The organism is Sphingopyxis indica, assembly GCF_032879645.1.
Classification (GTDB): domain Bacteria; phylum Pseudomonadota; class Alphaproteobacteria; order Sphingomonadales; family Sphingomonadaceae; genus Sphingopyxis; species Sphingopyxis indica.
On the sequence record NZ_CP076394.1, the window covers coordinates 1,179,649 to 1,195,699 of the forward strand.

At 67.4% G+C, this 16,051-nt stretch carries 3 protein-coding genes; 2 read left to right on the forward strand and 1 reads right to left on the reverse strand.

Annotated features, from left to right (window positions below):
* Positions 1 to 10: 10 nt before the first annotated feature.
* Positions 11 to 12,496, forward strand: a complete 12,486-nt coding sequence (locus KNJ79_RS05720; protein WP_317153166.1) for a YDG domain-containing protein — start codon at positions 11 to 13, stop codon at positions 12,494 to 12,496.
* A complete protein-coding gene (locus KNJ79_RS05725) occupies positions 12,493 to 14,238 on the forward strand; it encodes a ShlB/FhaC/HecB family hemolysin secretion/activation protein (RefSeq protein ID WP_317153167.1) in 1,746 nt (581 codons plus the stop codon). The genes KNJ79_RS05720 and KNJ79_RS05725 overlap by 4 nt, the downstream gene beginning before the upstream one ends.
* Positions 14,239 to 14,458: 220 nt before the next feature.
* On the opposite strand, the gene KNJ79_RS05730 is transcribed toward KNJ79_RS05725, so the two are convergent.
* Positions 14,459 to 16,042, reverse strand: a complete 1,584-nt coding sequence (locus tag KNJ79_RS05730) for an acyl-CoA dehydrogenase family protein (RefSeq protein ID WP_317153168.1) — start codon at positions 16,040 to 16,042, stop codon at positions 14,459 to 14,461.
* Positions 16,043 to 16,051: the final 9 nt, after the last annotated feature.

Consider the following 16,051-nt stretch of genomic DNA (forward strand, 5'->3'; position numbering starts at 1 on the left):
AGGAGGTCGCATGATGCAGCGCAAGACGATGCGTCGGTCGCTTCTTTCGTGCAGCGCGCTGGCGGAGCCGAACCGGACTCCGGGTGCGGCCGCGCTGCTGGCGGGCCTGCTGCTGTTCGCCGCCGCACCCGTCCATGCCCAGACGGCGCCCGCGCCGCCGCTGCCGAGCGGCGGCGTGTTCGTCAGCGGCAAGGGGACGATCGGCGACGCGGCCGGCAAGACGCTCTCGATCGAGCAGTCCTCTGCGCGCGGCGTTATCGACTGGCGCAGCTTTTCGATCGACCTCGACCATAAGGTGACGATCGACAACGGATCGGGTGCGACGCTCAACCGCGTGATGGGCGGCTTGATGTCGCAGATCAACGGATCGCTGAGCGCGACCGGGTCGGTCTATCTGATCAACCCGCACGGCGTCGTGGTCGGCGCCGAGGGGACGGTCGTCACCGGCGGCGACTTCGTCGCCTCGACGCGCGCCGTCGATCCCGACCGGTTCATGGCGGGCGGCGATCTGACCTTCCGCGGAAGTTCGGCGGGCGACATCGTCAATGCGGGTCGCATCGAGTCGCTCGAAGGCAGCGTCGCGCTGTTCGCGCGGTCGGTGACCAACAGCGGCGCGATCCGCGCGCCGAAAGGGCGCGTCACCGCGGCGGTGGCGAACGAAATCCTGCTGACCACCACCGACGGCAAGGCTGATCGGGTCTATGTCTCACCGGGATCGGGCGGCGGCGACATCACCCAGGCGGGGCAGATCGAGGCAGCGGCGGTCGCGCTGCGCGCGGCGAAGGGCAATATCTTCGCGCTCGCGGGCAATCGCGACGGGCTGGTTCAGGCGACGGGGACCGCCGTGATCGACGGCGAACTGTGGCTGACAGCGCCCGAGGGCAGGGTCGAAGTCGCGGGCAAGCTCGCCGCGACCAACGCCGACGGCAGCGGCGGACGCGTCACCGTCAACGGCCGCGATGTCGCGCTGGCATCGAGCGCCGTCATTTCGGCGACGGGCACACGCGGCGGCGAAGTGCTGATCGGCACGAGCGGCTATGCGACCGGCGCCGATCTGGCGGACCGCACGACGATCGCCAGCGGCGCGGCGATTGCGGCCGGCGGCCCCGGCGGCGGCGGACGGATCGAAACTTCGGGCCGGACGTTCGACCTCGGCGCAGCGACGATCGCGGCGGGCGCGGGCGGCGCGTGGCTGCTCGACCCCGACGACATATTGATCGACAGCGCCGCCGCGGCGACGATCGCCGGCTCGCTCGATGCGGGCACCGACGTCACGCAGCAGACCACCGCCGGCGGCACCGGCGGGGTCGGCGACATCACCGTCGCCGCGCCGATCGTCTGGACGAACGCGGCGGGCGATCTGACGCTCGACGCCTTTCGCAACATCGCGGTCGAGGCGGAGATTTCGGGCGGCGGCAACGTCACGCTCACCGCCCAGGGCGACATTGCGATCGACGCGGCGGTGTCGGGCGCGCAGCTTCTGGCCCAGGCCGTGGGCACGACGGCGATCGGCGCGGCGGGATCGCTCGCGGGCACCGGCGACGTCACGATCGAAACCGGCATCTTCACCAATCAGGGCGGTGCCGGCGCGGTCAGTTCGTCGGGGGGCGTGTGGTTGATCGCCTCCGACGATGCGGCGAACGACAGCGACGGCGGACTGACCCCCGACTGGTATCAATATGATTATGACAATGCCGGCGGAGCGCCCGCCGCGGGCAACGGCCGCGCCTATCGCACCGCGCCCAGCGCCAGCTTCACGCTCGGGCCGGTGGTCAAGGATTATGACGGCACCACCGACGCGCTGCTCGACGACAGCAACGTCAATGTCAGCGGGCTGATCAACGGCGACGATTTCACGCTCGACGGCAGCTATGCGACGAAGGATGCCGGCACCGGGATCGACGTGACCGCGACCAATTTCGAGGCGAACCGCGGCGGCATTCCGGTGTTCGGCTATGACGTCACGACGCCGAGCGTCACCGATGCGGTGGGCACGATCAACCGCGCGACGCTGACCGCGGCGATCGTCGGCACGCCGACCAAGACCTATAATGCGACCACCGCGGTCGCGCTGACCTCGGCGAATTTTCAGCTGACCGGGCTCGCCGCAGGCGAGACGATCACCGTCAATAGCGCCGCGACATCGGCCTATGACAGCGCCGATGCAGGCAGCCGCACGGTCGATGCGACGCTGCAAACCTCCAGCTTCACCGCCGGGTCGGGCACATTGCTCACCAACTATATCCTGCCGACGAGCGCGAGCGGCGGCGGGCTGATCAACCCCGCGACCCTGATCATCAACGGTATCACCGCGAACGACAAGGTTTACGACGGCACCACCGACGCGACGCTGAACACCGGGGGGGCGTCGATCTTCGGCGTGGTCGGGGGCGACACGGTGACGCTCGATGCCAGCGGCGCGACGGGCAGCTTCGCGACCGAAAATGTCGGGACGGCGATCGCGGTGACCGCGAGCGGATTCGTGTTGTCGGGCGCCGACGCCGCCAACTATGTCGCGGGCCAGCCGTCCGATCTCGCCGCGAACATCACCCCCGCCTCGCTGGTCGTCTCGGGCCTCGTCGCGAACGACAAAATCTATGACGGCACCACGACGGCGGCACTCAATTCCGCGGGCGTGCAATTTACCGGTCTGATCGCGGGCGACGATGTGGCCTTGGGCGGCGCCGATCCCGAAGTGAATTTCGCAACGAAGAATGCCGGCACCGACATTTCGGTGACGATCAGCGGTGCAACGCTGACCGGCGCGGACGCGGGCAATTACAATCTGTCCTATTCGGGCGCGCTGGTCGCCGACATATTGCAGCGCCAGTTGACGATCGACGTCTCGGCGATGCCGACCAAAGTCTATGACGGGACGACCAATGCGGTGGTTCCCGGCGGCGGCGTGACGCTCGACAATGTCGTCGCGGGCGAGAGCGTGACCATCTCGCAGGCGGCGGGGATCGACTATGCGTCGAAGAATGTCGGCATCTGGGACATCACCGGCACACTGACGCCCGCCGACTATCAGGCGGGGCCGGGCACCTTGCTCGCCAACTATGTGCTGCCGACCTCGGTGACGGTGCAGGGCGAAATCACCCCGGCGCCGCTGACGATCGTGATCGTCAACGACCCGACCAAGCCCTATGACGGCAATGCCAATGCCTCGCTCGGGCCGAACAATTTCGCCGTCGACGGGTTCGTCGCGGGCGAAGGCGCCACGGTGACGCAGACGAGCGGCCAATATGCCTCGTCCGATGCCGGCACCTGGACGGTGAGCGCTTCGCTCGACGAGGGCGATTTCGATACCGACCCCGGAACGATGATGTCGAACTACATCATCCCCACGCCCGTCTATGGCCCCGGAACGATCACGCGCATCCCGCTGGGACCGGGCGTGGTGACGGTCGACATTACCGGCAACCCCTCGAAAACCTATGACGGCACCACGGTCGCGACGCTGACCCCCGACGACTATACGCTGGGCGGTTTCATTCCGGGCGAAGGCGCGACGATCACCGAGACGGTCGGCGAATATGATTCGAAGGATGCGGGCTCGCGCGCCGTGCTCGTCCTGCTCGATCCGACCGATTTCGACCCCGATCCGGGCACCAACCTCGACAATTATACGCTTCCGACACAGGCGACGGGGATCGGCACCATCTTCCAGAAGGCGCTGACCACGGCGATCATCGGCAATCCGACGAAGGTCTATAATGGCACGACGCGTGCGGTGGCCGGGCCGGCGAACTACAGCATCACGGGCGTGATCGCAGGCGAGAGCATCACCGTCGCGCCGGGTGTGGTCGCCAACTATGGCAGCGCCGACGCGGGCACGCGTATCGTCACCGCCAATTTCACTGCCAATTCGAACTTCGTCGCGGGCACCGGCACCTTGCTGTCGAACTATATGCTGCCGACCAGCGCGACCGGGCCGGGAACGATCACCCCCGCGCCGCTGCTCGTGCTCGGGGTCAGCGCGCAGAACAAGGTCTATGACCAGACCACCCTCGCGACGCTGACGGGGTCGGCTAGCCTGTTCGGGGTCGTCGCGGGCGACACGGTCGTGCTCGAAGGCGGTTCGGCCGCGGGCGCCTTCGCGACGCCCGATGTCGGAAACGGCATTGCCGTCACGGTGACCGGCTATGATATTTCGGGCACCGACGCGGGCAATTACCAGCTGTTCCAGCCCGATGGCCTCAGCGCCAACATCACGCCGCGCGGGCTGACCATCGTCGACCTCCTCGCGCTCGACAAATTCTACGACGGCACGACCGCCGCGGCGCTCGACCTCGGCAGCGCGAGCCTGTCGGGCGTGCTCGCGGGCGACGACGTCGATCTCGACGACAGCGGATCGAGCGCGCAGTTCCTGCAAAAGAATGTCGGCACCGACCTGCGCGTGCTGGCGGACGGTTTTGCGCTGTCGGGTGCGCAGGCGGGCAATTATTCGCTGTCGCAGCCGGGCGGGCTCACCGCCGACATCAATCCGCTGGCGCTGACCGGCGCGATCGTCGGCAATCCGACCAAGACCTATGACGGGACGACCAGCGTCTCGCTGACCGCCGCGAATTATTCGCTCGGCGGCTTCATCGCGGGCGAAGGCGGGTCGATCACCCAGTCGGCGGGCGCCGCCTATGACAGCCCCGACGCCGGCGCGCGGACGGTGACCGCGAATCTGGCGGTGTCGGACTTCGTCGCCGATCCGGGCACGCTTCTGTCGAACTATGTGCTGCCGACGTCGATCTCGGGCGCGGGGACGATCAATCAGGCGCAGCTGATCGCCGCGATCGTCGGCAATCCGACCAAAGTCTATGACAGCACGACGGCGGCGACGCTGACCAGCGCCAATTATCAGCTCCAGGGCTTCGTCGCGGGCGAAAGCGCGACGGTCACCGAGACGGTCGGCGCCTATGACCAGAAGAATGTCGGCAGCCGCACCGTCACTGCGGCGCTGGGCGCGGGCGATTTCGCCGCCGGGGGCGGCACCAACCTTTCCAACTATGTGCTTCCGACGAGCGCGAGCGGCGCGGGCACGATCACCCCCGCCGAAGTGCAGGTCGTCGGCATCCTCGCGAACGACAAGGTCTATGACGGCACCACCGCGGCGACGCTCGACAGCAGTGGCGGCGGCCTGACCGGCGTATTCGGCGGCGACACGGTGACGCTCGTTTCGGGCGGGGCGAGCGGTACTTTCGCGACGAAGAATGTCGGCACCGACATTCCGGTGACCGCGACGGGCTATGCGATTTCGGGTGCCGACGCGGGTAATTACACGGTGCTGCAACCCTTCGGGCTGATGGCCGACATCACCGAGGCGACGTTGCAGATCGCGTCGGTGACCAAGGTCTATAATGCCGATTTCGACGTGCCGACGGTCGGCAGCGCCTACACGCTGTCGGGCGTGGTTGCGGGCGATACGGTGAGTGTCGACGCGTCGGGCATCACCGGCGCCTATGCCGACAAGAATGTCGGCAGCAATATCCTCGTCGACCTCCAGAATGTTGCGATCACCGGGGCGGATGCGGGCAATTACACGATCGCGGCGACGGTGACCGACGGGCCGATCGGCATCATCACCCCGGCGACGCTCAACATCCTCGGCGTGCTCGCGCTCGACAAGACCTACGACCAGAGCTCGGTCGCGGCGCTCGACAACAGCGGCGCCGCGCTCGACGGCGTGCTGACCGGGCCGCTCGGCACCGACGACGTCACCCTGTCGGTGGCGGGAAGCAGCGGCACCTTCGTCGACGGGTCGGGCAACCCGACCGCCAACGCCGGCACCTGGACCGTCGAGACTGCCGGATACACGGTCTCGGGCGCCGATGCGGGCAATTACAATCTCGTCCAGCCGCAGGGGCTGACCGCGACGATCGACCCGCTCGAGATTTTCCTCGCCTCGGTGACCAAGGTTTACGATGGCACCACTGCGCTGCCGACCGCATCGAATGGCTATAGCTTCACCGGGGTGCTGAGCGGAGACACGGTGATCGCCCAGACCGCGGGCGTGACCGGGCAGTATGACGACAGCAAGAATGTCGGCACGTCGAAGCCCGTGACGGTGAACAATCTGACGCTCACCGGCGCGCAGGGCGGCAATTATTTCATCAGCTCGAGCATCACCGACACGATCGGCACGATCACGCAGGCGACGCTCACCGCCTCGATCATCGGCAATCCGACCAAGACCTATGACGGCGACGCCACAGCGACGCTGACATCGGCGAACTACCAGCTTTCGGGCTTCGTGCTCAGCGAGGGCGCGACGGTGACGCAGACTGCCGGCACCTATGATTCGCCGAACGTCGATGCGGCCAGCGTCACCGCCGACATCACCGGCTTCATCGTCGCCGATGGCGGCACCGACCTTGCCAATTACGTCCTGCCGACGAGCGCGAGCGGCGCGGGGACGATCGACCCCCGGTTGCTGACCGTGTCGGGCGTGCTCGCGAACGACAAGGTCTATGACGGCACCACCGCCGCGACGCTGAACAGCGCCGGCGCGTCGCTCAACAATGTCGTGTCCGGCGATACGGTGTCGCTCAACAGCAGCGGCGCGACGGGGATCTTCGCGCAGGCCGACGTCGGCACGAACATCGCGGTCACCGCGTCGGGCTATACGCTCGATAACAATCCGTTCGGCAATTATGTGCTCCAGCAGCCGCAGGGGCTCAGCGCCGACATCACCGCCGCGCTGCTGACGCTGACCGAGGTCAGCCGCGTCTATAACGGCCTCACGACGCTGCCGGCCGACGCGGCCGCCTATACGCTGAGCGGGATCGTTGCGGGCGATGCGGTGACGGTCGATGCCGCGGCGGCGGCAGCAAGCGGCAGCTATGCCGACAAGAATGTGGGCACGGGCATTCTCGTCACGATCGGCAATCTCGGGCTCACCGGCGCGGACGCGGGCAATTATTCGATCGTTTCGTCGATCACCGACGAGGCGATCGGGACGATCACTCCGGCGATGCTGACCGCCACGATCATCGGCGATCCCACCAAGACCTATGACGGCAACACCGCCGCGACACTGACCAGCGCCAATTATCAGCTCAGCGGTTTCGTGCTCAGCGAGGGCGCGACCGTCGGCCAGACCGCGGGCCTGTATAATTCGGCCAATGTCGTCGAGGCGAACAGCGTCACCGCGACGCTCGGCGCGGGCGATTTCACCGCCGATTCCGGCACCGACCTCAACAATTATATCCTGCCGACGAGCGCCACCGGCGCGGGGACGATCGACCCGGCGGCGCTGACCGCGGCGATCGTCGGCGATCCGACCAAGACCTATGACGGGACGACCGCCGCGACGCTGACCGGCGCGAACTACAGCCTGACCGGCTTCGTCGCCGGCGAGGGCGCGAGCGTGACGGAGACCGCGGGCGTCTATGACAGTGCCAACGCCGGCAGCCGCACGGTCACCGCGACGCTGACCGGCGGGGACTTTACCGCCAATGGCGGTACGTTGCTGTCCAACTATGTGCTGCCGACGAGCGCGAGCGGCGCGGGAACGATCGACCAGGCGCTGCTCACCGCGGCGATCATTGGCGATCCGACCAAGACCTATGACGGAAACAGCGCCGCGACGCTGACCAGCGCCAATTATCAGCTGACGGGTTTCGTTGCGGGCGAAGGCGCGACGGTGACCGAGACGGCGGGCCTCTATGACAGCGCCAATGCGGGCAGCCGCACGGTGACCGCGACGCTGACCGGCGGCGACTTCACCGCCGACAGCGGCACCCTGCTCGCCAATTATGTGCTCCCCACCACCGCCAGCGGCGCCGGCACGATCGACCAGGCGGCGCTGACGATCGCGATCATCGGCGACCCGACGAAGACCTATGACGGAAACAGCGCCGCGACGCTGACCAGCGCCAATTACAGCCTGACGGGCTTCGTTGCGGGCGAAGGCGCGACGGTGACCGAGACGATGGGCCTCTACGACAGCGCCAATGCGGGCAGTCGGACGGTGACCGCGACGCTGACGGGCGGCGACTTCACCGCCAATGGCGGAACGCTGCTCAGCAACTATATCCTTCCGACGAGCGCCAGCGGCGCGGGGACGATCGACCAGGCGCTGCTCACCGCGGCGATCATCGGCGATCCGACCAAGACCTATGACGGAACGACGGCGGCGACGCTCACCAGCGGCAATTATCAGCTTTCCGGCTTCGTCGCGGGCGAGGGCGCGACGGTGACCGAGACCGCCGGGCTCTACGACAGCGCCAATGCCGGGTCGCGCACCGTGACCGCGGCGCTCGGGGCCGGCGACTTCACCGCGGACAGCGGCACGCTGCTCGCCAACTATGTGCTGCCGACGAGCGCGAGCGGCGCGGGGACGATCGACCAGGCCGTGCTCACCGCCAGCATTGTCGGCATCCCGACCAAAGTCTATGACGCCAACAGCGCGATCACGCTGGCGCCCGGCGACTATCAGCTGACCGGCTTCGTCAGCGGCGAAGGCGCGACGATCACCCAGACCGCGGGCCTGTTCGACGATCCCAACGCCGGCATCCGTCAGATCACCGCGATGCTCGCGGCGGGCGATTTCGCTGCCGACAGCGGGACTTTGCTCGCCAACTATGTGCTGCCGACCGAGGCGACGGGGGCCGGCCTGATCGAACGCGCGCAGCTCACCGCGGCGATCATCGGCAACCCGACGAAGACCTATGACGGGACGACCGTGGCGACGCTCGGCAGCGCCAATTACAGCCTCGGCGGCTTCGTCGCCGGTCAGGGCGCGACGGTAACCGAGACGATGGGGCTCTACGACAGCGCCAATGCCGGAAGCCGCACGGTGACCGCGAGCCTTGGCAGCGCCGATTTCACCGCCGACAGCGGCACCTTGCTCACCAACTATATCCTTCCGACCAGCGCAACCGGCGCGGGAACGATCACGCAGGCGACCCTGACAGCAGCGATCATCGGCAATCCGACCAAGACCTATGACGGGACGGCCGCCGCGACGCTCACCGGCGCCAACTATCAGCTCAGCGGCTTCGTCGCGGGCGAGGGCGCGACGGTGACCGAGACGATGGGGCTCTACGACAGCGCCAATGCCGGAAGCCGGACAGTGACAGCGACGCTGGGGGCGGGCGACTTCACCGCCGACAGCGGCACCTTGCTCGCCAACTATGTCCTGCCGACGAGTGCCAGCGGCGCGGGGACGATCGCGCAGGCGCTGCTCACTGCGGCGATCATCGGCAACCCGACCAAAACCTATGACGGCACCACGGCCGCGATGCTGACGAGCGCCAACTATCAGCTCTCCGGCTTCGTCGCGGGCGAAGGCGCGACGGTGACCGAGACGGCGGGTCTCTATGGCAGCGCCAACGCCGGCGTCCGCACGGTCACGGCAACGCTGACCGGCAGTGATTTCACGGCGACCGGCGGCACCTTGCTCAGCAACTATGTCCTGCCGACGAGCGCGAGCGGGCTCGGGACGATCGACCAGGCGCAGCTGACCGCCGCGATCATCGGCAACCCGACCAAGACCTATGACGGCACGACCGCCGCGACGCTGACGAGCGCCAACTATCAGCTCAGCGGCTTCGTCGCGGGCGAAGGCGCGAGCGTGACCGAGACGACGGGCCTCTACGGCAGCGCCAACGCCGGCGTCCGCACGGTCACGGCAACGCTGACCGGCAGTGATTTCACGGCGACCGGGGGCACCGTGCTCAGCAACTATGTCCTGCCGACGAGCGCGAGCGGGCTCGGGACGATCGACCGGGCGCAACTGACCGCCGCGATCGTCGGCAATCCGACGAAGACCTATGACGGCACGACCGCCGCGACGCTCGGCAGCGCCAATTACAGCCTCACCGGCTTCGTGGCGGGCGAGAGCGCGACCGTGACCGAGACGGCGGGCACCTATGCCTCGGCCAATGCCGGGCCGCGGCTTGTCACAGCGACGCTCGACAGCGGCGATTTCGCCGCGGGCAGCGGCACGTTGCTCAGCAACTATATCCTGCCGACGAGCGCCACCGGGCTGGGCACGATTGCGCAGGCCTTGCTCACCGCGGCGATCATTGGCAATCCGACCAAGACCTATGACGGCACCACTGCTGCGACGCTGACCTCGACCAATTATCAGCTCAGCGGCTTCGCCGCGGGCGAGGGCGCGACGGTGACCGAGACGATGGGGCTATACGGCAGCGCCAATGCGGGCACCCGCACCGTGACCGCGGCTCTCGGTTCGGGCGATTTCACCGCCGACAGCGGGACGCTGCTTTCAAACTATGTCCTGCCGACGAGCGCGAGCGGACTCGGCACGATCGCGCAGGCGCTGCTCACCGCTTCGATCATCGGCGATCCGACCAAGACCTATGACGGAACGACGGCGGCGACGCTCACCAGCGGCAATTATCAGCTTTCCGGCTTCATCGCCGGCGAGGGCGCGAGCGTCACGCAGACTGCCGGAACCTATGACAGCGCCAACGCCGGTGCGCGCACGGTGACCGCGCTGCTCGGCTCGGGCGATTTCGCCGCCGACAGCGGCACCTTGCTGTCGAACTATGCGCTGCCGACGAGCGCGAGCGGGGCGGGGACGATCGACCAGGCGCTGCTCACCGCGGCGATCATCGGCAACCCCACCAAGGCTTATGACGGCACGACCGCCGCGACGCTGACCAGCGCCAATTTCGGCCTGACGGGTTTCGCCGCAGGCGAGGGCGCGACCGTCACCCGGACGGCGGGCACCTATGCCTCCGCCAACGCCGGACCGCGCCTGGTGACCGCCTCGCTGGCGGCCGGGGACTTCACGGCGGACAGCGGGACCTTGCTGGCGAACTATATCCTGCCGACGAGCGCGAGCGGACTCGGCACGATCGACCGCGCGCTGCTTACCGCGGCGATCATCGGCAACCCGACCAAGACCTATGACGGCAACACCGCTGCTACGCTGACCAGCGCCAACTACAGCCTGTCGGGCTTCGTCGCGGGCGAGGGCGCGACGGTGACCGAGACCATGGGCCTTTATGACAGCGCGAACGCCGGCGGCCGCACGGTGACGGCGGCCCTCGACACGGGCGACTTCACGGCCGACAGCGGAACGCTGCTCGCCAACTATATCCTGCCGGCGACCGCCAGCGGTGCGGGGACGATCGACCAGGCGCTGCTTACCGCGAGCATCGTCGGCAATCCGACCAAGGCCTATGACGGCACAACCGCCGCAATCCTGACCTCGGCCAATTATCAGCTGTCGGGCTTCGTTGCCGGAGAGAGCGCGACTGTCACCGAAACCGCGGGTCTCTATGACGATCCCAATGCGGGAAGCCGCATGGTCAGCGCTGCGCTCGGCGCGGACGACTTCGCGGCGGGCAGCGGCACTTTGCTCAGCAATTATGTGCTGCCGACGAGTGCCAGCGGCACGGGGACGATCGAACGCGCGCTGCTCATCGCGGCGATCATCGGCAATCCGACGAAGACCTATGACGCGACCGCCGGTGCCACGCTGACGAGCGCCAATTATCAACTCGCCGGCTTCGCCGCGGGCGAAGGTGCGACCGTCACCGAAACCGCGGGCCTCTACGACAGCGCCAACGCGGGCAGCCGCACGGTGACCGCGACGCTCGACGCCGGCGATTTCGCCGCCGACAGCGGCACGCTGTTTTCCAACTATATCCTGCCGACCAGCGCGTCGGGGATGGGGACGATCGACCCTGCGTTGCTGACGGCCGCGATCATCGGCGATCCGACGAAAATCTATGACGGCAACGCCGTCGCGACGCTCACCAGCGCCAACTACAGCCTTACCGGTTTCATCGCAGGGGAAGGCGCCAGCGTCACGCAGACGGTGGGCGCCTATGATTCGGCCCATGCCGGGGACCGGACCGTGACCGCCAGCCTTTCGGCGGGCGACTTCGCGGCGGACAGCGGCACGCTGCTTTCGAACTATGTCCTGCCGACCGAGGCCGCGGGACTGGGCACGATCGACCCAGCCCAGCTGGCAGTGAGCATCACCGGCTTCCCGACCAAGCCCTATGACGGTAATGATTTGGCGTTCCTGACGCCGCCCGACTACACGATCACGGGCTTCGCGCCGGGCGAAGGGGCGACGATCACCCAGGCGCAGGGCAACTACGCCAATTCGGATGCGGGCATCTGGCAGGTGCAGGCGACGATCGACGCGTCGCAATATCGGCCGGGCAGCGGCACCGACCTTTCCAACTATATTCTTCCGACCCTTGCGGTCGGGCCCGGCGCAATCCTGCCGAACACCACCCCCAGGGATCTTGGATATATTATGGGCAAGCCGCATTTCTACATTCCCTATCCGTCGCTCAACGGGCTCAATCAGGGCTACACCAACACGCTCGCGGGGCTCCCGACGATCATCGCCCTCGGCGGCGAGGGGCTGGATGCCGACGGATATTGGCTCCGCACGGGTCAGCCGGTGATCAATTCGATCGAGGGCGTGCTGCAACAGGGCTATCGCACCAAGCGCCTGCGATTCGCCTTTCCGGTGCCCGCCGCGTCGCAGCAGGCGCCGGCTCGTCCATGATCCGCTGCATCGCCCTTTCGTCGTCCGGCGTCCTGGCGCTTGCGCTATTCGCCGGCCTCGCCTGTCCGACCGCCGCATCGGCGCAGGATTTCGAGCGCGTCCTGCCCAAAGCGCCGCCGCCGCAGCCCGTCGAGGATGCCGTCGAACCCGCGACGCCGCCGACCGCGAGCGACGACCAGACGGTGCTCGTGCCGAACCTGCAAGGGGTTGTGTTCGAACCCGGCAGCGACCTGACCGACGCAGCCGCAGGCGCTGCGCCGGCGGGCACCGGCGCCGTCTCCGCTCAGGGCCTGCCGCCGCTCGAAACCCCCGAATTCGCAGCGCAGGTCCAGCCCTATGTCGGCAAGCCGCTGACCCGCGCGGGGCTGGAGGCCATCGCCCAGCTCGCGCGCGACGCCTATCGCGATGCCGACCGTCCCTTCGTCGAAGTCTCGGTGCCGCAGCAGAATATCGCCTCGGGCGTGGTGCGCCTGCTCGTCACCGAATATCGTGTCGGCGACATCAGCGTCACCGGCAACCGGCATTTCTCGACCGAGCTGATCCGCGGCATGGCCGACCTCGAACCCGGCGATACGCTGACCCTGCCGACGGTGCGCGAGGCGCTCCACGACTATAACCAGAACCCGTTCCTGACGGTCAACGCGGTGACCAGCCCTGGGTCGGAGACGGGGCTGACCGATGTGCGGCTCGAGGCGCAGGACCGGCTGCCGCTGCGCGTCTATGGCGGCTACGACAATCAGGGCGCGCGCACGCTGGGGCGCAACGAATGGTTCGTCGGCTTCAACTGGGGCAATGTCTTCGGATCGGGGCAGACCTTTTCCTATCAGTTCACCCGCAGCTTCACCGGCGGCTATACCTCGCATTCGGCGAGCGACGTGATCCCGCTCAACCCGACCGACAGCCTGCTCATCTATGGCGCCTATGCGATCCAGAAACCCGACCTCGGCAACATCTTCACCAGCAAGGGGCATTCGGGGTTGGTGAGCGCGCGCTGGGCGCACGACCTCAACGACACGACGGGCGGGCGGCAGACGCTGCGCATGGGGGTCGACTTCATCCGCACCGACAATAATCTCGATTTTCTGGGCATCCGCATCCTCGATTCCTCGGTCGATGTCGTCCAGTTCCCCTTCATCTATTCGGGCAGCTTCCCCGACGAGCATGGCGAGACCGCGGTCGAAGCGTCGCTGACCTTCTCGCCGGGCAATATCACCGCGCATAACGACGATGCGTCGCTGCAGATGCTCGTCCCCTATGCCGACGCAACCTATATGTATGTCCGCGCATCGGCGACGCGGACCAATTTCTTCGAAGGCGAGAACAGCCTGATCGTCCGCGGATTGTTCCAGATGGCCTCGGCGAACCTGCCGTTCAGCGAACAGCTCGCCGGCGGCGGCTTCGGCGCGGTGCGCGGCTATGAACCCAATGCGGCGCTCGGCAGCAACGGTCTGCTCCTGTCGTCGGAAGTCCGCTCGGCGCCGTTCAGCCTGCTCGGACTGAAGGGTGAGTTCGAGGATTATATGCAGATCGGCCTGTTCCTCGAATATGCGCGGCTGTGGCAGGTCAAGGATTTCCCTGACATTCCCGGTGCGACCGACCTAGCCAGCGTCGGCGTCGCGCTCAACTATCAGATCGGTCGCCACGCCAGCGTCCAGCTCAACGTCGGGCAGCAATTATTTGCGCTTCCGGGCGAGCGGCACGGTGACACGCGCGGCGCGATCGTCGCGACGATCAGCTATTAGAGCAAATTGCGCGAAATCTGAATCATCCGCATCCCCGAGCCCTTCGACTGCCCTAGCGGGCGCTCAGGATGAACTTCGGCCTTTGGCCGAAGACGAGGGGCTCGTTCGAGCGGAGCGAGAACCGCAGCGTCGCCGCCTCGACTTCGCTCGGCAGAGCCCCTCGTCTTCGCTCGGGGAAACGGTGCAGATTTCCGGCATGATGCTCTAACGCGCCGCGGCGTCAGTTGCGCCCGGCGACCATCCCGCGCGCGATTACCTGTGCCTGAATCTCGGCCGCGCCCTCGAAGATATTGAGGATGCGCGCATCGCACAGGATGCGGCTGATCTCATATTCGAGCGCATAGCCGTTGCCGCCGTGGATTTGCAGTGCGGCATCGGCGTTCGACCAGGCGGCGCGCGCGCCGAGCAGCTTGGCCATCCCCGCCTCGATGTCGCAGCGCTTGCCGCCGTCCTTGGCGCGCGCGGCGGCGTAGGAGAGCTCGCGCGCGGTGACGAAATCGACGAGGCTCATCGCGAGTTTGTCGGCGACGCGCGGGAAACGGACGATCGCCCGCCCGAACTGCCTGCGGTTCAGGGCGTAATCGAGCCCCAGTTCGAGCGCGCGGCGCGCGACCCCGACCGCGCGCGCGGCGGTCTGGATGCGCGCGCCCTCGAAGGTTCGCATCAACTGCTTGAAGCCCTGCCCCTCCTCACCGCCGAGCAGCGCGTCGGCGGGGGCCGTCATCGCGTCGAACTGCAACGCATATTCGCGCATCCCGCGATAGCCGAGCACCGCAATCTCGCTGCCGCTCATACCGGCGGCGGGGAAGGGAGTGGCGTCGGTCCCGCGCGGTTTGGGGACGAGCAGCATCGAAAGGCCGGCATAGCCTTTGGCATCGGGCAGGGTGCGCGCAAGGAGGGTCATCAGGTCCGACCGGCTCGCATGGGTGATCCACGTCTTCGCGCCGTCGATCTCCCAATGGTCGCCGTTGCGACGAGCGCGCGTCTGGAGCGAGCCAAGGTCGGAGCCGACGTCGGGTTCGGTGAACACTGCGGTCGGCAGAACCTCACCGTTCGCGATCTTCGGCAGCCATTCGGCCTTCTGCGCGTCGGTGCCGCCCATCGCGATCAGCTCGCCTGCGATCTCCGACCGCGTGCCGAGCGACCCCGCGCCGATCCAGCCGCGCGACAGTTCTTCGGTGACGATGCACATCACCAGCTTGCCGAGGCCGAGGCCGCCATATTCCTCCGGGATGCACACGCCGAAAGTCCCCAGCTCGGCCATCGCCGCCACCGTCGCGTCGGGGATCAGCGCGTTGGCGAGGTGCCAACCGTGCGCGTGCGGGAGGATCGCGGCGTCGGTGAAGCGGCGATATTGCGCGCGGATCGCGTCGAGATCGGCGTCATACAGCGTCTCGCTCGGCCACTGGCCATCGGCGAGCGCCGCGGCGACCCCGACGCGAGTCTCTGCATGATCGGCGTCGAGAAGGTCGGCGCAGGTATCAGCCAGCGTGCGCGCGGCGCCACTGATCCCGAGGTCGGCGGGGCGGAAAATCTCATTCTGCCCCATCGGCAGGCCGCCGACGAACTGGCCGATACCTTCGGCAAAGGCAAGCGTCGCGATCTTCGCGTCGAGCGGATTGGCGCCTTGCCCGGCGTCGAGCCAGTCGAGCACCGCCTCGAGCGCCGCGACCGTCGTCGCGACCCATGCAAAGCCGTGCGCCGCGCGCTGCTCGCGGTCGATCGGGTTGGCAGACAGCCGCTCGGCAAGCGCGGCTTGCGCGACACTTCGATAGGCCTGTGCGGCGGTCAAGGCGGCGCGCATCGTCAGATC